Annotated in this window: 19 protein-coding genes; 8 read left to right on the top strand and 11 right to left on the bottom strand. The window is 60.0% G+C overall.

The genetic code is table 11. The features are described from left to right. Window positions 1-35: 35 nt before the first annotated feature. From AC3WP4_RS23505 to AC3WP4_RS23490, 4 genes are read right to left on the bottom strand one after another with little or no spacing between them, the layout of a single operon-like run. Complete coding sequence (locus tag AC3WP4_RS23505) at window positions 36-1991, bottom strand: acetyl/propionyl/methylcrotonyl-CoA carboxylase subunit alpha (RefSeq protein WP_102616323.1); 1956 nt, start codon at window positions 1989-1991, stop codon at window positions 36-38. After that, complete coding sequence (locus AC3WP4_RS23500; protein ID WP_102616322.1) at window positions 1991-2806, bottom strand: gamma-carboxygeranoyl-CoA hydratase; 816 nt, start codon at window positions 2804-2806, stop codon at window positions 1991-1993. The genes AC3WP4_RS23505 and AC3WP4_RS23500 overlap by 1 nt, the downstream gene beginning before the upstream one ends. Window positions 2807-2819: 13 nt before the next feature. Next, entirely contained in the window at window positions 2820-4427 is a 1608-nt protein-coding gene (locus AC3WP4_RS23495) for a carboxyl transferase domain-containing protein (protein ID WP_102616321.1), read from the bottom strand. 12 nt (window positions 4428-4439) lie between these two features. Continuing rightward, window positions 4440-5603: an isovaleryl-CoA dehydrogenase gene (locus AC3WP4_RS23490; RefSeq protein WP_074878382.1), complete on the bottom strand. Its 1164-nt coding sequence runs from the start codon at window positions 5601-5603 to the stop codon at window positions 4440-4442. 373 nt (window positions 5604-5976) lie between these two features. On the opposite strand from AC3WP4_RS23490, the gene AC3WP4_RS23485 reads away from it, so the two are divergent. Then, complete coding sequence (locus tag AC3WP4_RS23485) at window positions 5977-7674, top strand: AMP-binding protein (RefSeq protein WP_102616320.1); 1698 nt, start codon at window positions 5977-5979, stop codon at window positions 7672-7674. A 681-nt stretch (window positions 7675-8355) separates the two neighbouring features. Here AC3WP4_RS23485 and AC3WP4_RS23480 read toward each other — a convergent pair. The 3 genes from AC3WP4_RS23480 to AC3WP4_RS23470 all read right to left on the bottom strand — a co-directional run bounded on the left by AC3WP4_RS23480 (window position 8356) and on the right by AC3WP4_RS23470 (window position 10919). Next, a complete protein-coding gene (locus tag AC3WP4_RS23480) occupies window positions 8356-9255 on the bottom strand; it encodes a hydroxymethylglutaryl-CoA lyase (RefSeq protein ID WP_074878376.1) in 900 nt (299 codons plus the stop codon). Window positions 9256-9391: 136 nt separating this feature from the next. After that, the gene (locus AC3WP4_RS23475) at window positions 9392-9793 is read right to left on the bottom strand and encodes a MerR family transcriptional regulator (protein WP_074878375.1); all 402 of its coding nucleotides are present in this window, start codon (window positions 9791-9793) and stop codon (window positions 9392-9394) included. A 196-nt stretch (window positions 9794-9989) separates the two neighbouring features. After that, on the bottom strand, window positions 9990-10919 hold the full coding sequence (locus AC3WP4_RS23470) for a LysR family transcriptional regulator (RefSeq protein WP_008148497.1): 930 nt from the start codon (window positions 10917-10919) through the stop codon (window positions 9990-9992). A gap of 165 nt (window positions 10920-11084) precedes the next feature. On the opposite strand from AC3WP4_RS23470, the gene AC3WP4_RS23465 reads away from it, so the two are divergent. Continuing rightward, window positions 11085-12314, top strand: coding sequence for an acyl-CoA dehydrogenase (locus AC3WP4_RS23465; RefSeq protein ID WP_074878373.1), 1230 nt, complete (start codon window positions 11085-11087; stop codon window positions 12312-12314). 61 nt (window positions 12315-12375) lie between these two features. Here the strand turns inward: AC3WP4_RS23465 and AC3WP4_RS23460 are convergent, their stop codons facing one another. After that, window positions 12376-13182: a TatD family hydrolase gene (locus tag AC3WP4_RS23460; RefSeq protein WP_074878371.1), complete on the bottom strand. Its 807-nt coding sequence runs from the start codon at window positions 13180-13182 to the stop codon at window positions 12376-12378. A 235-nt stretch (window positions 13183-13417) separates the two neighbouring features. Here AC3WP4_RS23460 and AC3WP4_RS23455 point away from each other — a divergent pair, with 235 nt between their 5' ends. The 3 genes from AC3WP4_RS23455 (at window position 13418) to AC3WP4_RS23445 (ending at window position 15933) form a co-directional block, all read left to right on the top strand. After that, window positions 13418-14839, top strand: a complete 1422-nt coding sequence (locus tag AC3WP4_RS23455) for an MltF family protein (protein ID WP_102616319.1) — start codon at window positions 13418-13420, stop codon at window positions 14837-14839. Window positions 14840-14942: 103 nt separating this feature from the next. Continuing rightward, window positions 14943-15377 carry a DoxX family protein gene (locus tag AC3WP4_RS23450; protein WP_074878368.1) on the top strand — a complete coding sequence of 145 codons (435 nt, stop codon included), beginning with the start codon at window positions 14943-14945 and terminating at the stop codon, window positions 15375-15377. Window positions 15378-15624: 247 nt separating this feature from the next. Continuing rightward, window positions 15625-15933: a hypothetical protein gene (locus AC3WP4_RS23445; RefSeq protein WP_046056997.1), complete on the top strand. Its 309-nt coding sequence runs from the start codon at window positions 15625-15627 to the stop codon at window positions 15931-15933. A gap of 18 nt (window positions 15934-15951) precedes the next feature. Here the strand turns inward: AC3WP4_RS23445 and greB are convergent, their stop codons facing one another. Genes greB through AC3WP4_RS23430 form a run of 3 tightly spaced genes read right to left on the bottom strand, consistent with a single transcriptional unit; the run spans window position 15952 to window position 19671 of the window. Continuing rightward, entirely contained in the window at window positions 15952-16449 is a 498-nt protein-coding gene (greB, locus tag AC3WP4_RS23440; protein WP_074878365.1) for a transcription elongation factor GreB, read from the bottom strand. A 34-nt stretch (window positions 16450-16483) separates the two neighbouring features. Then, window positions 16484-18988: an ABC transporter permease gene (locus AC3WP4_RS23435; protein ID WP_102616318.1), complete on the bottom strand. Its 2505-nt coding sequence runs from the start codon at window positions 18986-18988 to the stop codon at window positions 16484-16486. Continuing rightward, window positions 18988-19671, bottom strand: a complete 684-nt coding sequence (locus AC3WP4_RS23430; RefSeq protein WP_074878361.1) for an ABC transporter ATP-binding protein — start codon at window positions 19669-19671, stop codon at window positions 18988-18990. The genes AC3WP4_RS23435 and AC3WP4_RS23430 overlap by 1 nt, the downstream gene beginning before the upstream one ends. A 10-nt stretch (window positions 19672-19681) precedes the next feature. On the opposite strand from AC3WP4_RS23430, the gene AC3WP4_RS23425 reads away from it, so the two are divergent. The 3 genes from AC3WP4_RS23425 to AC3WP4_RS23415 all read left to right on the top strand — a co-directional run bounded on the left by AC3WP4_RS23425 (window position 19682) and on the right by AC3WP4_RS23415 (window position 21711). Further along, window positions 19682-20287: an arylesterase gene (locus AC3WP4_RS23425; RefSeq protein ID WP_102616317.1), complete on the top strand. Its 606-nt coding sequence runs from the start codon at window positions 19682-19684 to the stop codon at window positions 20285-20287. 56 nt (window positions 20288-20343) lie between these two features. Next, window positions 20344-20637, top strand: coding sequence for a hypothetical protein (locus AC3WP4_RS23420; RefSeq protein WP_003226812.1), 294 nt, complete (start codon window positions 20344-20346; stop codon window positions 20635-20637). Between the two features lie 102 nt (window positions 20638-20739). After that, window positions 20740-21711 (top strand): L,D-transpeptidase family protein, encoded by a 972-nt coding sequence (locus AC3WP4_RS23415; RefSeq protein ID WP_074878358.1) that lies wholly within the window; start codon window positions 20740-20742, stop codon window positions 21709-21711. Window positions 21712-21821: the final 110 nt, after the last annotated feature.

The following is a 21821-nucleotide window of genomic DNA, read 5'->3' as shown; positions in this document are numbered from 1 at the left end:
ATCGGTCCTCGCAAGGCGTAGGACCGATCTTCATTTCATGCGTCTTCAAACTCGACCAACGCACTGCCTTCGCTGACCATCTCGCCTTCCTGGCAATACAGTGCCTTGATCACCCCGGCGTGTGGTGCACGAATGCTGTGTTCCATCTTCATCGCCTCCAGCACCACCAACTGCGCCCCGGCTTCGACCGTTTGCCCGGCTTCCACCAATACCCGCACGATGCTGCCATTCATGGGCGCGGTCAGCCCGCCGTGATGGCTGTGGCTGGCTTCGACGGCGCTGATCGGGTCGTAGGACTCGATGCGGCGCAGTTCACCTTCCCATTGCAGATACAGCACCTCGCCCCGGCGGATTGCCCGATGCTGGCGGCGCAGGCCGTTGTGCTCGGTCAGCAGTTGGTCGCCCTTGAGTTGAGCGGTGTGGGCATCAGCGTCGCCCAACGTCAGCGCGCGATCCTGGCCTTCACAACTCAAATGCAGGGTGATTTCTGTCGGCAGTCCAGCACGGAAACCATTGCTGTTGGCCCAAGGCGAAACCGGGTCATCGGCACGAGTTGTCCTCGGCTGGCTTTGGGTAAAAGCCTGGGCGGCGGCTTGCCAGAACTCGTCACTGAGGTCCGAGGCGACTGGCAGCAGCTCTTCCTGATAACGCGGAATGAACCCGGTATCCAGTTCGGCCGCAGCAAACGCCGGATGACCGACGATCCGGCGCAGGAAGTTGATGTTGGTCTTGAGTCCGCCAATGGCAAACTCATCGAGCATGCTCAGCAGCCGCAGTCGCGCCTGTTCACGATCCTCGCCCCAGGCAATCAGTTTGCCGAGCATCGGGTCGTAGAACGGTGAAATCTCATCGCCTTCCTCGACGCCGCTGTCTACCCGCCGTCCCGGACCATGCGCGGATTCGCGATACAGCTCCAGTCGACCGGTCGCCGGCAGGAAATCATTGCCCGGGTCTTCAGCATACAAGCGCACTTCGATGGCATGGCCGATCAGCGGAACCTCGGCTTGAGTCATCGGCAGCGCTTCGCCGCGGGCCACACGAATCTGCCAGGCCACCAGATCGAGGCCGGTGATGGCTTCGGTGACCGGGTGTTCGACTTGCAGGCGGGTGTTCATCTCCATGAAGAAGAACTCACCCCGCGAATCCAACAGAAACTCCACGGTGCCGGCACCGACATAACCGATGGCTTGTGCCGATCGCACGGCGGCCTCACCCATGGCGCGACGCAGTTCCGGGCTCAAGCCTGGAGCGGGTGCTTCTTCAACGACTTTTTGGTGGCGACGCTGGATCGAGCAATCACGTTCGTTGAGGTACAGGCAATTGCCGTGCTGGTCGGCGAAAACCTGGATTTCCACGTGACGTGGTTTGAGCAGGTACTTTTCCACCAGCATCCGCGAATCACCGAACGAGGATTTCGCTTCACGTTGGGCCGAGGCCAGGGCTTCGGCCAACTGGCTGACGTCCTCGACCACTTTCATGCCTTTGCCGCCGCCGCCTGCGGTGGCCTTGAGCAGCACCGGATAACCGATGCGTGCGCAGGCGTCGCGGAACGTGTCGAAGTCCTGCGCTTTACCGTGATAGCCGGGCACCAATGGCACGCCGGCGGTTTCCATCAAGGCTTTGGCTGCGGATTTGCTGCCCATCGCATCGATGGCCGAGGCGGGCGGGCCGAGGAAAATCAGGCCCGCTTCTTCGATGGCGCGGGCGAACCCGGCGTTCTCGGAAAGAAAGCCATAACCGGGATGAATCGCCTGAGCGCCACTGGCCTTGGCGGCGGCGATCAGTTTGTCGATTTGCAGGTAACTGTCGGCGGCTTTGCTGCCACCGAGGTCGACGCGGATATCCGCTTCGCGGCTGTGTCGGGCTTCACGGTCGGTGGCGCTGTGCACGGCGACGGTGGTCAGGCCCAGGGCTTTGGCGGTGCGCATCACCCGGCAAGCGATTTCGCCGCGGTTGGCCACCAGCAGGGTGGTGAGAACAGGTGCGCTCATCAACGCGGCTCCTTGGTGGTGGTTTCGGCTTGCCAGCTCGGTGGACGTTTTTGCAGAAAGGCTCGCAGGCCTTCCTGGCCTTCGGGGCTGACGCGGATGCGGGCGATGGCGTTTTCGGTGTAGCGGCGTAGTGCCGGGGTCAGCGCGCCGTGGCCGACTTCGCGCAGCAAGTCCTTGCTGGCGCGCATGGCGGCCGGACTGTTGAGCAGCAGGTTGTCGATCCACTGTTCGACTTTCTGTTCCAGCTCAGCGATCGGATAACTCTCCGACAACAAGCCGATTTCCCGCGCGCGTTGTCCGCCGAAACGCTCGGCAGTCAGCGCGTAGCGACGTGCCGCGCGTTCGCCGATGGCTTGCACCACGAACGGGCTGATCACCGCCGGGGCCAGGCCGATGCGTACTTCCGACAGGCAGAACTGCGCGTCATCGGCGCCGATGGCCATGTCGCAGCAACTGATCAGGCCCAGCGCACCACCGAATGCAGCGCCTTGCACCACCGCCAGCGTCGGGATTTTCAGCTTGGCGAGGTTGTACATCAACTCCGCCAGTTCCCGGGCGTCGTCGAGGTTGGTGTGGTAATCGAGTTCGGCCGATTGCTGCATCCAGGCCAGATCTGCACCAGCGCTGAAATGCTTGCCGCGTCCACGCACCAGCAGAAACCGCAGGCTGGTGTCGCTCGACACTTTGTCCAGCGCGAGGATCAGTTCGCGGATCATTTCGGCGTTGAAGGCGTTGTTCTTTTCTTCACGGCTTAGCCACAGGGTCGCAAAACCACGCGGGTCGGTCAGCAGTTCGAGGGTATTGAAGTCGCTCATGATTTTCTCCCGATCACATCCGGAACACGCCGAAGCGGCTCGGTTCGATTGGCGCATTCAGCGACGCCGACAAGGCCAGGGCCAAGACATCCCGGGTTTGCGCCGGGTCGATGACGCCGTCGTCCCACAACCGGGCGCTGGAGTAGTAGGGATGACCCTGTTCTTCATACTGGTCGAGGATCGGTTGCTTGATCTCGGCTTCCTGCTCGGCGCTGAAACCGTGGCCACTGCGTTCGGCCTGCTCGCGTTTGACCTGCACCAAAACACCCGCCGCCTGCTCGGCGCCCATCACACCGATGCGTGCGTTCGGCCACATCCACAGGAAACGTGGATCGTAAGCTCGCCCACACATGCCGTAGTTACCGGCACCGAAACTGCCGCCGATGATCACGGTGAATTTCGGCACCTTGGCGCACGCCACCGCGGTCACCAGTTTCGCGCCATGCTTGGCGATGCCGCCGGCCTCGTACTTTTGGCCGACCATGAAACCGGTGATGTTTTGCAGGAACAGCAATGGAATGCCGCGCTGACAGGCCAGCTCGATGAAGTGCGCGCCTTTCTGCGCGGCTTCGGCGAACAGAATGCCGTTGTTGGCGAGGATCGCGATCGGGTAACCGTGCAAGTGGGCAAAGCCGCACACCAGGGTCGTCCCGAACAACGCTTTGAATTCGTCGAACACCGAACCGTCCACCAACCGCGCAATCACTTCACGCACGTCGAACGGCTGCTTGGCATCCGCCGACACCACGCCGTACAACTCGTCGCTGTTGTAGAGCGGAGCGATCGGTGTGCGCTGCTGCACTTCGCCAAGCTTGCACCAGTTGAGGTTGGCGATGCTGCGCCGCGCAATGGCCAAGGCGTGTTCGTCGCTCTCGGCATAATGGTCGGCCACCCCGGAAATCTTGCAGTGCACATCGGCCCCGCCGAGGTCTTCGGCGCTGACCACTTCACCGGTCGCGGCTTTCACCAGCGGCGGGCCAGCGAGGAAAATCGTCGCTTGCTCGCGCACCATGATCGCTTCGTCGGCCATGGCCGGCACGTACGCGCCACCGGCGGTGCAGGAGCCCATGACCACCGCGATTTGCGGGATGCCCATGGCGCTCATGTTGGCCTGGTTGAAGAAGATCCGTCCGAAGTGCTCACGGTCCGGGAACACTTCATCCTGACGCGGCAGGTTGGCGCCGCCAGAGTCCACCAGATAAATGCACGGCAAGCGGTTCTGCTGGGCGATGGTCTGGGCGCGCAGGTGTTTTTTCACGGTCAGCGGGTAATACGAGCCACCTTTTACGGTGGCGTCGTTGGCGACGATCATGCATTCGACGCCTTCCACACGCCCGATCCCGGCAATCACGCCTGCGGCCGGAACGTCTTCGCCATACACCTCGTAAGCCGCCAATTGGCTGATCTCGAGAAACGGCGAACCCGGATCGAGCAGGCGATTGATCCGTTCACGAGGCAGTAGTTTGCCCCGCGAGGTGTGGCGCTCTTGCGCCTTCGGGCCGCCACCTTGCTGCACTTTGGCGAGCAGGGTGTGCAGGTCGTCGACCTGTTTGAGCATCGCCGCGCTGTTGGCCGCGAACTCCGCCGAACGGGGGTTGAGCTGGGTATGCAGGATAGCCATGGACAGCTCCGTTTAGCGGGTTTCGTTGAACAGTTCGCGACCGATCAGCATGCGACGGATCTCACTGGTGCCGGCACCGATTTCGTACAGCTTGGCGTCACGCAGCAGACGACCGGCCGGGAATTCGTTGATGTAGCCATTGCCACCGAGAATCTGGATCGCGTCGAGGGCCATTCGGGTTGCGCATTCGGCGCTGTAGAGGATGACTCCGGCGGCGTCCTTGCGGGCGGTTTCGCCGCGTTCGCACGCTTGCGCTACTGCATAGAGGTAGGCGCGGCTGGCGTTGAGTTGGGTGTACATGTCGGCGACCTTGCCCTGGATCAGCTGGAATTCGCCGATGCTTTGGCCGAACTGCTTGCGGTCGTGGATGTACGGCACGATCAAGTCCATGCAGGCCTGCATGATCCCGGTCGGGCCGCCGGACAGCACAACGCGTTCGTAATCGAGACCGCTCATCAGCACCTTCACGCCGCCATTGAGCACGCCGAGGATGTTTTCTTCCGGCACTTCGACGTCGTCGAAGAACAGCTCGCAGGTGTTGGAACCGCGCATGCCGAGCTTGTCGAATTTGTTGCTGCGGCTGAAGCCTTTGGAATCACGTTCTACGATGAACGCGGTGATGCCATGCGGGCCTTTTTCCAGGTCGGTCTTGGCGTAGATCACATAGGTGTTGGCGTCCGGGCCGTTGGTGATCCAGGTCTTGCTGCCATTGAGGACGTAGTGGTCGCCGCGTTTATCGGCGCGTAGTTTCATCGATACCACGTCGGAACCGGCATTCGGTTCGCTCATGGCCAGGGCGCCGATGTGTTCGCCGCTGATCAGCTTCGGCAGGTATTTGCTTTTCTGTTCGTGATTGCCGTTGCGGTTGATCTGGTTGACGCAGAGGTTGGAGTGCGCGCCGTAGGACAGGGCGACCGAGGCCGAACCGCGGCTGATTTCTTCCATAGCGACGACGTGCGCCAGGTAACCCAGGCCCGCACCGCCGTATTCTTCCGGCACAGTGATACCCAGCAGACCCATGTCGCCGAATTTACGCCACAGGTCGGCAGGGAACAGGTTGTCGATATCTATCTGAGCGGCGCGCGGCGCGATTTCTTTGGCGACGAAGGACTGAACCTGATCGCGCAGCATGTCGATGGTTTCACCGAGGGCAAAGTTCAGGGATGGGTAGCTCATGGGTCACCTTTTGGCTTTTTTGTAGGGTCGGGAGGGCCGTGATTTGGTTCTCACCTTTACGTTAACGTAAGCCTGTGACGAATGGCTGTCAATCACCCTTTACGTTAACGTCAACTTAAGCGAGAGTAGAGCCAGTTCATAGAAGGCGAACAACCTCTGTGGGAGCACCTGTGGCGAGGGGATTTATCCCCGTTGGGTCGCGAAGCGGCCCCAAATCGGTGATTACGGTGTGTCAGAGAAGCCGTATTCACCGGGTTTGCGACTGCTTCGCAGCCGAACGGGGCGGTGCGACGTTTCGCTCAATCCCCTCGCCACAGGTCGCTCCCTCTGGGGGTCGCTGTAACACCCACTAATAAAGACAATAGGGGTCGTCATGGATCAACCCAGTGCAAGCCCGCAGCGTAGTTACACCCGTGGTTCCCAGGACAAAGCCTTGCTGGCGATGACCATCGGCCAGGCGTTCGATAACACCGTCGCGCAATACCCGACCGGCGAGGCGCTGGTCGTGCGCCATCAACAGTTGCGCTACACCTGGCAGCAACTGGCCGAAGCCGTGGATCTGCATGCCAAAGCGCTGTTGGCGCTGGGCTTGCAGGCCGGTGATCGTCTGGGTATCTGGGCACCGAACTGCGCGCAATGGTGTATCAGCCAGTTTGCCAGCGCGAAAATCGGCGTGATTCTGGTCAACATCAACCCGGCCTACCGCAGCTCCGAACTCGAGTACGTATTGAAGCAATCCGGTTGCCAATGGCTGGTTTGCGCCGGTGCCTTCAAGACCTCCGACTATCACGGGATGCTGCAGGGCCTCGTTCCCGAACTGGCTGAGCAATCCATCGGAAAATTGCAGAGCGAACGCCTGCCGGAGCTGCGCGGTGTCATCAGCCTTGATGCTCAGCCGCCATCGGGTTTCCTGCCGTGGTCGCAATTGACCGATCTTGCGGGAAGCGTGTCGGCGCAGCAGTTGAGCGAACGTCAAAACAGCCTGCATTTCGACCAGGCGGTAAACATCCAGTACACCTCCGGCACCACCGGCTTCCCCAAGGGCGCGACCCTCAGTCACTACAACATTCTCAATAACGGTTACATGGTCGGCGAAAGCCTCGGCCTGACCGCGAGTGATCGTCTGGTCATCCCCGTGCCGCTGTATCACTGCTTCGGCATGGTCATGGGCAACCTCGGTTGCATGACCCACGGCAGCACCATGATTTACCCCAGCGATGCGTTCGATCCATTGCTGACCCTGACCACTGTCGCCGAAGAAAAGGCCACCGCGCTTTACGGCGTACCGACCATGTTCATCGCCATGCTCGATCAGCCCAAGCGTGCTGAATTCGATCTGTCGAGCCTGCGCACTGGGATCATGGCCGGGGCGACCTGTCCGATCGAAGTGATGCGTCGGGTCATCAGTGAAATGCACATGAGCGAAGTGCAGATTGCCTACGGCATGACGGAAACAAGTCCGGTGTCATTGCAGACTGGTCCGTCAGACGAACTGGAATTGCGTGTTACCACCGTCGGCCGCACCCAGCCGCAATTGGAAAGCAAGATCATCGACGAAGCGGGCAACCTGGTGCCGCGCGGCACTATCGGTGAGCTGTGCACCCGCGGCTACAGCGTGATGCTCGGTTACTGGAACAATCCGCAAGGCACCGCCGAGGCCATCGATCAGGCCGGCTGGATGCACACCGGTGATCTGGCGAGCATGAATGACGAAGGCTACGTATGCATTGCCGGACGCAACAAGGACATGATCATCCGCGGCGGTGAGAATATTTACCCGCGGGAGCTGGAAGAATTCTTCTTTACCCACCCGGCGGTGGCAGATGTGCAAGTGATCGGGATTCCGTGCTCGCGGTATGGCGAAGAGATTGTCGCCTGGATCAAATTCCATCCGGGCCACAGTGCTACCGAGCAGGAGCTGCAAGCGTGGTGCAAGGAACGCATCGCGCACTTCAAGACACCGCGTTACTTTAAATTCGTCGATGAGTTTCCGATGACGGTGACCGGGAAGATCCAGAAGTTTCGGATGCGGGAAATCAGTATCGAGGAATTGCGCGGTAATCACGCCTGACCACCATTCCTTGTGGGAGCGAGCCTGCCCGCGATGACGGCAGCACATCCAATATAGATGTCGACTGAACCACCGCTATCGCGAGCAGGCTCGCTCCCACAGGGGGGGCAGCGGAAATGGCAAACACCAGAAAGCACAAAGGGGAGCCGAAGCTCCCCTTTAATTTTGTCGTTACGTGCTCTTTTTTTATTATTGAGGGGCGGTCTGTTGTTGTTTTTGGAAACCGTGACCCTTTACCGCTGTTTTTGTCGATCCCCATCCGGGATCAAGAGCAAACGTATTTTTTTGAGCGCTGATCTACTTTTTCGCCAAGCGATCCAACCAGTTCGGGAGCTACCTGAAGGTAGTTTTATTGTTCTCTGCCCGGTTGCGGGTTACTCCGAAAAGCACCCTGAAAAGCACATCCTCTCCAAAAAAATCTGTTAGCTGCGTCTCTGCCGTGTTGTTTTTGTTATGTCAGAGTCGTTACGTCTTATTTTTATTAGGTTTGCCGCTTTTTTTGTTCTTGTTATGCCATAGAGATAGCAGAAGCCGTGCCAACTTTTAAAAAACCTTTAAAAACAATGAGTTGTGATTTTGTAGGATTTTTCGTTCTGGCAAAACCCGACGATTTGTTTCCGTGTTACTCGCTTGCCCCCCACGTTTCAGACGCAGCGGTAACACCCGGACACATCCGCCCACTCACTGTGCGCTACGAGCCTTGGCCACGCGCGAACCGGTCGCTCGCCCCAGCACCGTGCAAATCTGCTGACCGGCCAGAATCAACGCGTCCAGGTCGATACCGGTTTCGATACCCAGGCCGTTGAGCAGGTAAACCACATCTTCGGTCGCGACGTTACCGCTGGCGCCCTTGGCGTAGGGGCAGCCGCCGAGGCCGGCGATGGAGCTGTCGAACACCGAGATGCCTTCCAGCAGGCTGGCATAAATGTTGGCCATGGCCTGGCCATAGGTGTCGTGGAAGTGCCCGGCGAGTTTTTCACGGGGTACATCGGCCGACACCACGTCGAACATCTTGCGGGTCGCGCCAGCGGTGCCGGTGCCGATGGTGTCGCCAAGGGACACTTCATAGCAGCCCATCGCGTAGAGCTCGCGAGCGACCCGCGCGACTTGCTCGGGCGCGACGTCACCTTCGTAAGGGCAGCCCAGCACACAGGACACGTAACCACGCACGCTGACACCGTGTTGCCTGGCGGCGTCCATGATCGGCACGAAACGCTCCAGACTTTCGCTGATCGAGCAATTGATGTTGCGCTGGGAAAACGATTCCGACGCGGCAGCGAAGACCGCGACTTCCTTGACCCCGGCTGCGATGGCATCTTCAAACCCGCGCAGGTTGGGGGCGAGTGCACCATACGTCACCCCAGGCTTGCGCTGGATCTGCGCGAAGACGTCGGCGGAACCGGCCATTTGCGGCACCCATTTGGGCGACACGAAACTGCCGACTTCTATATAGCCGAGCCCGGCGGCGGTCAGCGCGTCGACCAGTTGCACCTTGTCCTTGACGCTGATGGGTTGGGCTTCGTTTTGCAGACCGTCGCGTGGGCCGACTTCGACCAGGCGAACGTGAGTGGGTAGGGACATAAGCAATTCACCTGTTCAGTTAGGGATCGTTCCCACGCTCTGCGTGGGAATGCCGCAATGGACGCTCTGGATGTGTGACGCTGAGCGTCACGGGCTGCATTCCCACGCGGAGCGTGGGAACGATCATTACGTTTGGTTATTGGATGAGTTCCTGGTTTTTGATGGTCTGTTCCAGCGCCTGGGTGCAACGCTCCTGCGCGGTGTCCAGCTCCAGCTTCATCTGTTCGATGTCGAGCATCTGCTGCTCCAGCTGTTCGCGGCGTTCGGCGATTTTGGTCAGCATGGTTTGCAGCTGTTTCTGATTGCCACCGGTGGGGTCGTAGAGTTCGATCAGCTCGCGGCATTCGGCAAGGGAGAAACCAATGCGCTTGCCCCGCAGGATCAGCTTCAGGCTGACTTTGTCACGGGGCGAATAGATGCGCTCCTGACCGCGTCGCTCGGGGCTGAGCAGGCCTTGCTCTTCATAAAAGCGAATGGCCCGGGTGGTGATGTCGAGCTCGCGGGCGAGGTCGGAAATGCTATAGGTCTGGCTGCTCATGGAAGCGCTCGAAAAAGGTCATGGCGCTAAGCTAATGGCAGGTTGACGTTTACGTCAAGGGGCGTGGATTTTTGCTGTCAGTGCCGGCCCCATCGCGAGCAGGTTCGCTCCTACATTCGACCGCATTCTTTCTGAAAGAACCGGGGTAAATGTGGGAGTGAGCCCGCTCGCGATGGGAGCACCTCGGTCCAAAGTCCTACACCTTATCGAGCTTCTTCTCATGTGCCGTCACCTGCTGGCACAACTCGATCATCTGCTCGCGCATCCAGCGGTTGGCCGGGTCCTGGTCGGTGCTTTCGTGCCAATAGAGGTGGGTTTCTACCGGCGGCACATCGTTGACCGGCAGGTTCACCGAGTACAAATCATGGCGACGGGCAAAGCGTTCCGGCACGGTCATCACCATGTCGGTCTGCTGCAACACCTGGGATGCCATCAAGTAATGCTGGGATCGCAGGGCGATCTTGCGCTGGATGCCCATTTTGCCCAAGGCCAGGTCGACATGGCCCAGACCGCTACGGCGGCTGGAGATATGGATATGGGTCAGCGACAGGTAATCGTCGAGGGTGAACTTTTCTTTGCCTGCCAGCGGATGGCCCTTGCGCATGGCGCACACGTAACGGTCTTCCATTAACTTGACGTGGCGCACTTGCGGGTCTGTATTGAGCGGCGCGTCGACCGCGAAATCAAGTCGCCCGGCCGCCAGCTCCTTGGTGGTCTCGCGGCGCTTGGACAGGAAGCTTTCGATGATCACCGTCGGTGCCAGGCGACGTAGGCGCTGGAACAGCGGCGGCAGGATTACCGCTTCAGTGAGGTCAGTCATGCTGATGCGGTAGGTCTTGACCGCCTGCAACGGGTTGAAAATACGGCTTTCCTGCACCGACACCCGCAGCAGGGAGAGGGCGTTGCGCACCGGCCCGATAATGTTCTGCGCCATGGGCGTCGGGACCATGCCTTGAGCGGTGCGCACGAACAACGGGTCATTGAAGGTCTCGCGCAGACGGGCCAGGGCGTTCGAGACCGCCGGTTGAGTAATGCCGACAATCTGCCCGGCGCGGGTGAGGTTGGCTTCGGTGTAGATCGCGTCGAAGACGATGAAAAGGTTGAGGTCGACCTTGCTCAGATTCATTGCGCGGCACTCTTATTGTTGGGCTCTCGATCAGCCGATCATATATCGGTGATGAATGTTAATACACGCCGAGAATAGGCTAGGTAAATTTTCGTAGCTGTTCTAGCATCGATTGCATGACCTGAACAACTCATCAAAACCCTCAGTCAAAAGGTAGAGCTGCCCATGGATTTCGCTTATTCGCCCAAGGTGCAAGAACTGCGTGAGCGCGTGACCGCGTTCATGGATACCTACGTTTATCCCGCTGAAGCGGTGTTCGAGCGCCAGGTCGCCGAAGGCGATCGCTGGCAGCCGACGGCAATCATGGAGGAGCTCAAACTCAAGGCCAAGGCTGAAGGTTTGTGGAATTTGTTTCTGCCTGAGTCCGAACTCGGCGCCGGCCTGACCAACCTCGAGTACGCGCCGCTGGCCGAAATCATGGGCCGTTCGCTGCTGGGCCCCGAGCCGTTCAACTGCTCCGCGCCAGACACCGGCAACATGGAAGTGCTGGTGCGTTATGCCAACGAAGAGCAGAAGCAGCGCTGGCTCGAACCTTTGCTGCGTGGCGAGATCCGCTCGGCGTTCGCTATGACTGAACCGGATGTGGCCTCGTCCGATGCCACCAACATGGCCGCCCGCGCCGTGCGTGATGGCGACGAGTGGGTGATCAACGGCAAGAAATGGTGGACTTCAGGTGCCTGCGATCCACGCTGCAAGATTCTGATCTTTATGGGCCTGAGCGATCCTGACGCGCCGCGTCATGCGCAGCACTCGATGATTCTGGTGCCGGTGGATGCTCCAGGCGTGAAGATCGTTCGTCCGCTGCCCGTGTTCGGTTACGACGACGCCCCTCACGGCCACGCCGAAGTGCTGTTCGAAAACGTCCGTGTGCCGTACGAAAATGTCCTGTTGGGCGAAGGCCGCGGCTTCGAAATTGCTCAGGGTCGCCTTGGCCCGGGACGGATTCACCACTGCATGCGTTCAATCGGCATGGCCGAACGTGCATTGGAACTTATGTGCAAACGGGCGGTAACCCGTACTGCGTTCGGTAAACCTTTGGCACGTCTGGGCGGCAACATCGACAAAATCGCCGACTCGCGGATGGAAATCGACATGGCACGTCTGCTGACATTAAAAGCGGCGTACATGATGGACACCGTCGGCAATAAGGTTGCGAAAAGCGAAATCGCTCAGATCAAGGTTGTCGCACCGAACGTGGCCTTGCGGGTGATCGACCGGGCGATCCAGATCCATGGTGGGGCAGGGGTGTCCAACGATTTCCCGCTGGCCTATATGTATGCGATGCAACGCACCTTGCGCCTGGCCGACGGCCCGGACGAAGTGCACCGCGCGGCGATCGGCAAGTTCGAGATCGGCAAGTACGTGCCTAAAGAAATGTTGCGTAGCAGTCACTAAGACAAGACCGCGACGCTTGTATCGCGGGCCTGATCAGGCTCGCGATAGCGTTGAGGCTGCATCAGTCAACAGCAGGCAACCCGTAGAATGCTCGCGCACACGCCGTGCTGTGAGCCGCCAGCTCTTCTTCGCTCTCCCCGCGATGCAACGCCACTTCCCGCAACACTTCGGTCAGATACGCCGGTTCGTTGCGACCATTTTTCGGCTTGGGTCGCAGGCTGCGCGGCAACAGATACGGTGCATCGCTCTCCAGCATCAACCGTCCCCGCTTGATCTCTTTCACTAACGGATGCAGGTGCGTGCCCCGGCGCTCGTCGCAGATCCAGCCGGTGATCCCGATGTGCAAATCCAGATCGAGATAACTGAACAACGCTTTCTTTTCGCCCGTGAAGCAGTGCACCACGGCGGCCGGCAACTGATCACGATAATCGCGAAGGATTTCCAGCAAGCGCTGGCTGGCGTCGCGTTCGTGGAGGAACACCGGCAGTTGCAGCTCGACCGCCAACTCCAAGTGCTTTTCCAGGACTTTTTCCTGCTGCGGGCGCGGCGAGAAATCACGATTGAAATCCAGCCCGCATTCACCGACCGCCACAACGTTTGGCTCCTTGAGCAAACTGCGCAGGCGCTGGGCGCTGTCGGCGTTCCAGTCGCTGGCGCTGTGGGGATGAATGCCGGCGGTGGCGAACAGCCGTTGAGCCGTTTCGTCCAGTTGCCGGCACAGTTCCAGCGCTTGCTCGCTGCCCTCGACACTGGTGCCGGTGAGCACCAATTGGCAGACCCCGGCCGCGTAGGCGCGGTCGAGTACAGCCTGGTGTTTGTCGGCAAAACTGGGGTTGGTCAGGTTGACGCCGATATCGATGAGTTGCATGGTGCTACCTCGGACCAAAGGCCGGAAAGCATATCAGAGCTGTAGATTTATAAGAAAAGCCAAGAACTACAATGAGTTAAAGCTGTCTCTTGATGCCGCGAGACAGGTCAGGGTGGCCGTGGTGCCATCACTGCGCCAGTCTTTCGCACTTTGCCAGCGCTCACGGTGCTCTGTTTCTGTCGTTCGATTTCATGAAAATTCTTGAAATCGGCCCAGTATTCTTTCTGGAGAGTGGATGACACGTCCCTCGGTTTTGCTACTGCTGTGTTGTTCGTTGCTGCTGCCGATGCCGGCAGTTGCGCGTCTGGCCGGGCCGCTGCAAGCCGTGCCTGCGGCGAAAGTCCGCGACTTGGCGGAAATTCGCAGCAGTCGGGTGTTGCGGGTGCTGGTCAACCAGAGCCGCAACAGCTCCGGCGAAGTCCAGGGCCAGGCCATCGGTGTTGAATACCACCGCTTGCGAGCCTTCGAGCAATACCTCAACGGTCACGCCCGTGACGGTCAGGAAATTACCCTCAAGATCATTCCCAAGGGCAAGGATCAACTGATCGGTGCGTTGCAGCGCGGCGAGGGTGATCTGGTCGCGCCGGGGGAGCTGCTGGACCTGCAACCGGGCCACGCGGTCAGCACCAGTGAACCGATTGCCAGCAACATCCCGTTGATATTGGTCGGGATCAAAGGCGAGCGACGTTACACCCGTCTCGAACAACTCTCTGGCAAAACCCTGGCGTTGCCCACCGGCAGTGCCGCCGGGGACGCGGTCAGCCAGATCAATCAAAAGCTCGCGTTGCTCAAACTGCCACCGGTGACCATCGAGTGGGTCGATCCCAGTCTGGCGGTCGAGGATGTACTGGAGATGGTTCAGGGGGGAATCTTTCACCTGACGATCGTCGAGCAACCCATTGCCGAACGCTGGGGCAAGATCCTGCCCAAGTTGCGCTTCGATCGGCAGGTACTCATCAGTGAGCCGGGCGAAGAGTTCTGGTTCGTGCGCCGTGACGCCTCAATGTTGCGCGCGAGCATTGATCGCTTCCTGACCGGTTACAAAAAACCATCGGATCAGGATGCCGCGTTCCTGCGGATCTATCGACGTTTGTATCAAGTGCACTATCCATTGGCCAAAGCTGATCGACAGCGCCTCGAGAAACTTCGACCGGTGCTGCAAAAACACGCCGAAGCCCAAGGCATGGATTGGTTGAATCTGGCGGCCCTGGCGTTCAAGGAATCGGCCCTGCAACCCAATGCCCGCAGCGGCAGCGGTCCTACCGGCCTGATGCAGATCACCCCGTCCGCCGCCCAACGGGTGGGGGTCGACAACATTCAGAATCTCGATGCCAATGTGCAGGCCGGTGCGAAGTACCTGGCGATGATTCGTCGCAAGTTCTTTGCCAGCCCCAAACTCAACGAGCGCGAGCGCATGGCGTTCGTGCTCGCGGCCTACAACATGGGGCCGGAACGGGTTCAGGGCATGCGTGCCGAGGCTCGTCGGCGTGGTTTGAATCCCAATCAGTGGTTCTTCCAGGTTGAACGCATCGCCATGGAACAGGTGGGAATGGGCGCCGTCAGCTATGTTAATAGCGTGAACAAGTATTACCTGGCGTTCGATCGGGAGCGGGAGTCGTTGGAGCCCCAGGGGCAGAAAGTTGCCTCACGCAAATAATCGAATAAACTGATTGTTATGGCGGATTAATTGCGCTTTTAACATGTGATTTACTGATTAATATAGCGGCCAACCAACACACACTGACAACGGATGACACAGCATGAGCACACTGATCAACAAGGTAATGTTTACCCGCGCCGGCTACGGCCTGACTGTCTTGCGGATTTTCGTCGGCATCATCTTCGCTGCCCACGGCTCACAGAAACTCTTTGGGGCGTTCGGTGGTTACGGTCTGGCGGGCACCGCGCAATACATGGAAAGCATCGGCCTGGCGCCGGGCTATCTGATGGCGACGCTGGCCGGTGGTACCGAGTTCTTCGCCGGCCTGGCATTGATCATTGGCTTGCTGGTTCGCCCAGCGGCCTTCGGCCTGACCTTTCTCTCGCTGGTGGCAATCTTCTCGGTGCACCTTCCTAACGGTCTGTTCATGGCCAACAACGGTTATGAATTTGCCCTGGCGCTACTCGGCGGCAGCATCGCGGTGCTGATCGAAGGCGCCGGCAAGCTCTCGGCTGACCGCGCTATCGCCGGCTGACCGCTCTGGCTCAATGAAAAGGCCCGCATTGCGCGGGCCTTTTTGTTGCTCGTCATTCTTGACACTGTCCGGTCAGCTTCTCTAGGATGCTGCCCATGCGCCGATTTAAACAGCTACTTGCGGGGCGCCAGGTGACTCATTCAGTTGCCGATAGAAGCTTGAAACAGGCTTCGAAATACCGCTAAAGCGCTGGTTCGGTGTTGCCTCTCACCTGCCATGCAGACTTTTGAGGCAGAGACACGACACAATGAATGCACTAAGCCCTGTTATACGCCCCGCGCCGATCACGGCACACCTCACCCAGCGCAATCCAAAAATCCTGCTTGGCGGCAAACATCAGCCGACACTCTTGCGTTATCTCGATGGCTGGCCGCGTCGCACCGGTGGGCCTGCGGCCTTCCTGATCCAGTTTGTCGAAGAGGGTGAATCGCTGGCTCGATTTGCCAGCGACAGTTTCGATCTGGCGGTGATTCAATCGCCCAGCCTCGAGGACGCACCCGAAGTGATCAAGCAACTGACTCGCGTTGCCCGACAGGGGCTGATTACCCGCCGTTGAGGTTCAGAGTGCTGCGGCTCAAAGATAATCGATAGCCACGATATAGACGCACTGTTCACCGGTCGGTGTCTGAACCCGAACCTCGGCGTCCAGCGCCTTGCCGATCAGGGCGCGGGCCAGCGGCGAATCGATGCTGATCAGGCCCAGTTTCAAATCCAGTTCATCCGGCCCGACGATACGGTAGCGCGACTCTTTGCCGTCCTCGTCTTCGATTGTGACCCAGGCGCCAAAATAAACCTTGTTCGGATCGCTCGGTTTTTCGCTGACGACTTTGAGCGCTTCCAGCCGTTTGGTGAGAAAGCGCACTCGACTGTCGATCTCGCGCAGCATCTTTTTGCCGTAGGTGTATTCGGCGTTTTCCGAGCGATCGCCCTGTGCCGCGGCCTCGCTGACTGACTGTGTCACCTGCGGCCGCCGAACATGCCAGAGCTCATGAAACTCGGCCCGCATCCGCGCTTCACCTTCGGGGGTGATCAGCGCGGTGCCAGCGGGGCGGGGAGGGCGATAACGGCTCATGGCAACTTCTTGTGATAGAGAGAGCTTGAGTCTATCAACCCTCGCGCAAGACTGTCAGGGGGCTGGCGTTCAGCGCACGGCGCGTACCAAACACACCGGCTCCCCCGATCAGCACCGCACCGATCAGTGGCAGCACCAATAACCACGGATGGGGGTGCCACGGCAGGTCGAAGGCGTAGCGGTAGAGCACCATACTTACCAGTTCCGAACCCAGCGCTGCCAACAACCCGCTGACCGCTCCAAGCAAACCGAATTCAATCCGCCGGGCCTTGACCAACAGTTGGCGCTCGGCCCCTAGCGCTCGCAACAAGGCGCCTTGGCGAATGCGTTCATCGAGCGTCGCCTGCAAGCCTGAAAACAACACCGCCATCCCCGCGGCCAACACGAACAACAGCACGTATTCCACCGCCAGAGTTACTTGGGCGAGGATGCTGCGCAGCTGTTCGAGCAAGGCTTCGACTTGCAAGATGGTTACCGCGGGAAACGCCCGGGACAGATCCACGATCTGCTGATCATGACCGGCCGCCAGATAGAAACTGGTCAGGTAGGTCGCCGGCAGATCCTTCAGTGTGCCGGGCTGGAAGATCATGAAGAAGTTAGGCTGGAAGTTGTCCCAGTTGACCTCCCGCAGGCTGGTGACTTTTGCTTCGCGATTGACGCCACCCACGGTAAACACCATGTGATCGCCGAGCTTGAGCTTCAGGCTTTCGGCGACTTTGCCTTCCACCGATACGCCGGGAATGTCGTCCGGCGTCTGTTCGGCCCACCAGTTACCCGCAGTGAGTTTGTTGCCCGTCGGCAAATCCGCGGCCCAGGTCAGGCTCAGGTCGCGCTGGATCGCTCGGTCGCCGGCCGAGTCCTTGCTGACGATTTCCTGAACCGGCTCGCCGTTGACGCTGATCAGCCGTCCAGGTACCACCGGATAGAGCGGCGCCGATTGTGCCGACAGTTCGATCAGGCGATCGGTAAACGCCTGTTTGTCCGCCGGCAGGATGTTCAGCGCGAAATAATTGGGCGCGTTTTTCGGTAGCTGGTTCTGCCAGGTGTCCAGCAACTCGCCACGCAGCAATGCAATCAAAGCCATCGACAGCAGAATCAAACCGAAGGCCAGGGATTGCCCCGCGGCTGCCAGTGGATGACGCAGCAATTGGCCCAGCCCGAGGCGCCACGGCAAAGAGGCGCGCGCCAGCATTCGGCGCAGACTCTTCAGGAGCAGCAACAACAAGCCGCCAAGGATCAGCGCTGCGATCACGCCACCACCAAGCAGGGCGAACGTCAGCAGCAGATCCAGGCTCAGACGCCACATGATCAGCCCAAGAGCGCCCAATGCCGCGCCGTACACCATCCAGGTGCTGGAAGGGATCGGCAACATGTCCCGACGCAACACCCGCAATGGCGGAACCCGACCCAGTGCCGCCAGTGGTGGCAAGGCAAACCCTGCCAGCGCGACCAATCCGGTGCCAATCCCGGCAATAGCGGGAAACAGACCGCCCGGTGGAACGTCGGTCGGTAATAAATCATGCAGCAGCGCGAACAGTCCCAACTGCGCGAACCAGCCGATGAGGGCGCCGCAGAAACTGGCGAGTAGCCCTAGTACCGTCAGTTGCAAACTGAACAGCACCATGGTTTCCCGTCGGGACAAACCCAGGCAACGCAGCAATGCACTGGCATCGAATCGGCGGGTAGCGAAGCGTGTCGCCGACAACGCCACCGCCACACCGGACAGCAGAACCGCCACCAGGCTGGCCATGTTCAAGTAGCGCTCGGCCTTGCCCAAGGCGCCGCCGATCTGTCGGTTACCATCGCGGGCATCCTGCAAACGCTGGTTGGCGGCCAGGCCGGGTTTGATCAATTGACGATAGGTTTCCAGCGCCTCGGCTTTACCGCGCCAGAGTTCGCGGTAACTGACCCGGCTGCCGGGTTGCACCACGCCGGTCGCGGCGAGGTCGTTGAGGTTGATCAGTACTCGTGGCGTCAGGCTGTAGAAATTACCGGCGCGGTCCGGCTCATAGGTCAGCAATCGCGCCAGTTTGAGAGTGCGCATGCCGACGTCGATGCTGTCTCCGATCTTCAGGTCCAGCGCAGTCAACAGTCGCGCTTCGACCCAGGCCTCACCGGGTTTCGGTCCGCCACCGGGTTCTTCCGGGGCGAAGGGCTCTGGGGCGCTTTTCAGTTCGCCGCGCAGTGGATAGACGTCGTCGGCCGCCTTGATGCTGGACAGCTGAATACCATTGTCAGTGGCGATGACGCTGGAAAATTCCACCACTTGAGCGTGTTCGAGGCCCAGCTCCGTGCCGCTTTTTATCTGTTCGGGTCGTGCGGGAGAGCTGCCTTCAAGCAGCAAGTCGGCACCGAGAAACTCGGTGGCACGCAGCATCATGGCGCCGTTCAGACGGGCGCCGAAGTAGCCGATGGCGGTACTCGCCGCCACAGCCACCAGCAAGGCAAAGAACAACACGCGCAACTCACCGGCGCGGGCATCGCGCAGCAGTTGGCGGATGGCAAGACTGAACAGGCGCAACAGCGGCAGGCGTGCCATTAAACCTCCAGGGGCGGGACGAGCAGGCCGGCGTCAAGGCGGATCAGGCGTCGGCAGCGATGTGCCAGGCGTTCATCGTGGGTCACCAGCACCAGGGTCGTGCCACGTTCCTGATTGAGCTCGAACAGCAGATCGCTGATGCGCTCGCCGGTATGGCTGTCGAGGTTGCCGGTGGGTTCGTCGGCAAACAGCACATCGGGCTCGGCGGCAAAGGCTCGGGCAATCGCCACGCGCTGTTGTTCCCCGCCGGAGAGCTGGCGGGGCGAATGGGTCAGGCGTTGGCCCAGTCCGACGCGTTGCAGCAGTTCGGTGGCGCGCGCACGGGCGTCCTTGCGCCCATCGAGTTCCAGCGGCAGCATCACGTTTTCGAGAGCGTTGAGGCTGTCCAGCAACTGGAATGATTGAAAGACAAAACCCACGTGCTCGGCGCGGATGCGCGCCCGTTGGTCTTCATCGAGATTGCTCAGGGCTTGACCCGCGAGCGTGACTTCACCGCTGCTCGGCAGATCGAGACCGGCGAGCAGGCCCAAAAGGGTGGATTTGCCCGAACCGGAGGCACCGACGATGGCCAGACTGTCGCCCTTGTTCAGTTTCAGGCTCAGTTCGTGCAGGATAGTCAGTTCACCTTCCGCGCTGGGAACCACTTTGCTGAGGTTCTTCGCGGTGAGAATGCTTGCGCCCATGGAGAATCCGATGCGTGTGTGGTTTTTGAGTGCTGGCCTGGCCTTGATGTGCATGGCCCAGAGCGCAGCGGCGGGTACTGTCCTGATCGTTGGCGATAGTATCAGCGCGGGTTTCGGGCTGGATACCCGGTTGGGATGGGTATCCCTGCTTGAGGACCGGCTCCAGCGCGAAGGTTTCGACGATAAGGTAGTCAATGCGTCCATTGGCGGCGACACCAGTGCCGGAGGCCGGGCGCGCCTGCCCGCGCTGCTTGCAGAGCATAAGCCTGAGTTGGTAATCCTCGAGTTGGGCGGTAACGATGGCCTGCGCGGATTGCTGCCAACACAATTGCAACAAAACCTTGCAGCAATGATCGACAGCTCCCGCGCCAGTGGCGCCAAGGTGCTGCTACTCGGCATGCAATTGCCACCCAACTACGGCGTTCGTTATACCGAGGCCTTCGCGAAGGTCTACAGCACGTTGGCCGAGGAGAAAAAGATCCCCCTGGTGCCGTTTTTTCTCGACGGCGTAGGCGGTCATCCAGACTTGATGCAAGCCGACGGCCTGCACCCGACTGTCGGGGCTCAGGGCAAGTTGCTGGAAAATGTCTGGCCTACACTGAAACCGCTGCTTTGACGCTTTTCTAGCGGCGGTGTTTCGGCTAAGGTGGCGCCCCCGATTTGGAGCCCCCGATGCCGCGTCCTGCCTGGTCACTTTTTGCCTACCAACTGATCGAGCCTGACGAACAGCTGGATCTGTTTGCCTGCCAGGAAGTGCGGGTACATCTGGTGACCCGTCAGCTGGAGTTGGGCGGCTCGGCGGACCGGACCTTGTGCGGCAGCCTGTTGCCAGCACAACCGCGCTGGTCGAGCGTCGATCGCCGTGTGTTCCAGGACCAGCGTCTGTGCTCGCTGTGCCGGGCCATTCTGGAATCGCAAAAACGCGGCACCTCGCCGATCTGGCCGGAACTGCGTTTCGAGCTTTAGAATCCGATAGATTGCTTGCTATCGGTCAACTCCCCGAATTTCCAGATGCCGGTGTACAATCCCGTTTTTATACCCTTGTCGATCATGCGAAGGATTTTCCGGATGTTGCCGCGCTTTCCTGCCGTCACCCGCTACCTGTCTCTCGCCGCCCTCTGTGTGGCGGGTCCCGTAGCAGCATTGGAGCTGCCCCTGCCACCGCCCGGTGAAGACATCATCGGTCAGGTCCAGGTGATCAAGGCCAAGTACGAAGATACCTTCGCCGACCTTGGTACCACCTACGATCTGGGCTATTCGGAAATGGTCGCGGCCAACCCAGGCGTCGATCCATGGCTGCCGGGCGCTGGCACCGAAGTGGTGCTGCCGACGCGTTTCATCCTGCCACCTGGCCCGCGTGAAGGCATCGTCATCAACCTGGCCGAGTACCGCCTCTATTACTTCCCCAAAGGCCGGAACGTGGTGTACACCTTCCCGCTGGGTATCGGCCGTGAAGGCTGGGGCTCGCCGATTGCCCATACCAGCATCATCGCCAAGACGCCGAACCCGACCTGGACCCCTCCAGCGTCGATCAAGGCCGAGCACGCCGCCGATGGCGACCCGTTGCCGAACGTGGTGCCGGCCGGCCCGGACAACCCTCTGGGGCCGTTCAAGTTCACGTTAGGCACGCCGGGCTACCTGATCCACGGTTCGAACAAGAAGTTCGGCATCGGCATGCGCACCAGCCACGGTTGCTTCCGCATGTTCAACAACAACGTGCTGGAAATGGCGAGCATGGTGCCGGTAGGCACGTCGGTGCGCATTATCAGCGACCCGTACAAGTTCGGTGTCAGTGGCGGCAAGGTGTACCTGGAAGCACACACGCCGCTGGACGACAAGGGCAATCCCTCTGTGGTCGACAAGCACACCGCGGTGATCAACGCGATGCTCAAGCGTGAGGACATCACCAACAACCTGCGCATGGACTGGGATGTGGTCCGCGACGTGGTTGCGGCCGAAGATGGTTTGCCGGTGGAAATCGGAGTGCCGAATGCCTCGGCGCCGATGGTGACGACTGCGCCGATCGACCCGCTGCAGTAATGCAATGAAAGGAACCCGCCGGTGCTGACTGCCTCGGCGGGTTTTTTATTGCCGGTATGAAATAGCGGGCAATAAAAAAGCCGACCCAAAAAATGGGTCGGCTTGATAAC

The sequence above is a fragment of the Pseudomonas sp. FW305-20 genome (genome assembly GCF_058788075.1).
Note: the sequence above shows the minus strand (reverse complement) of the source record. Positions and strands in the feature narration are given on the sequence as shown.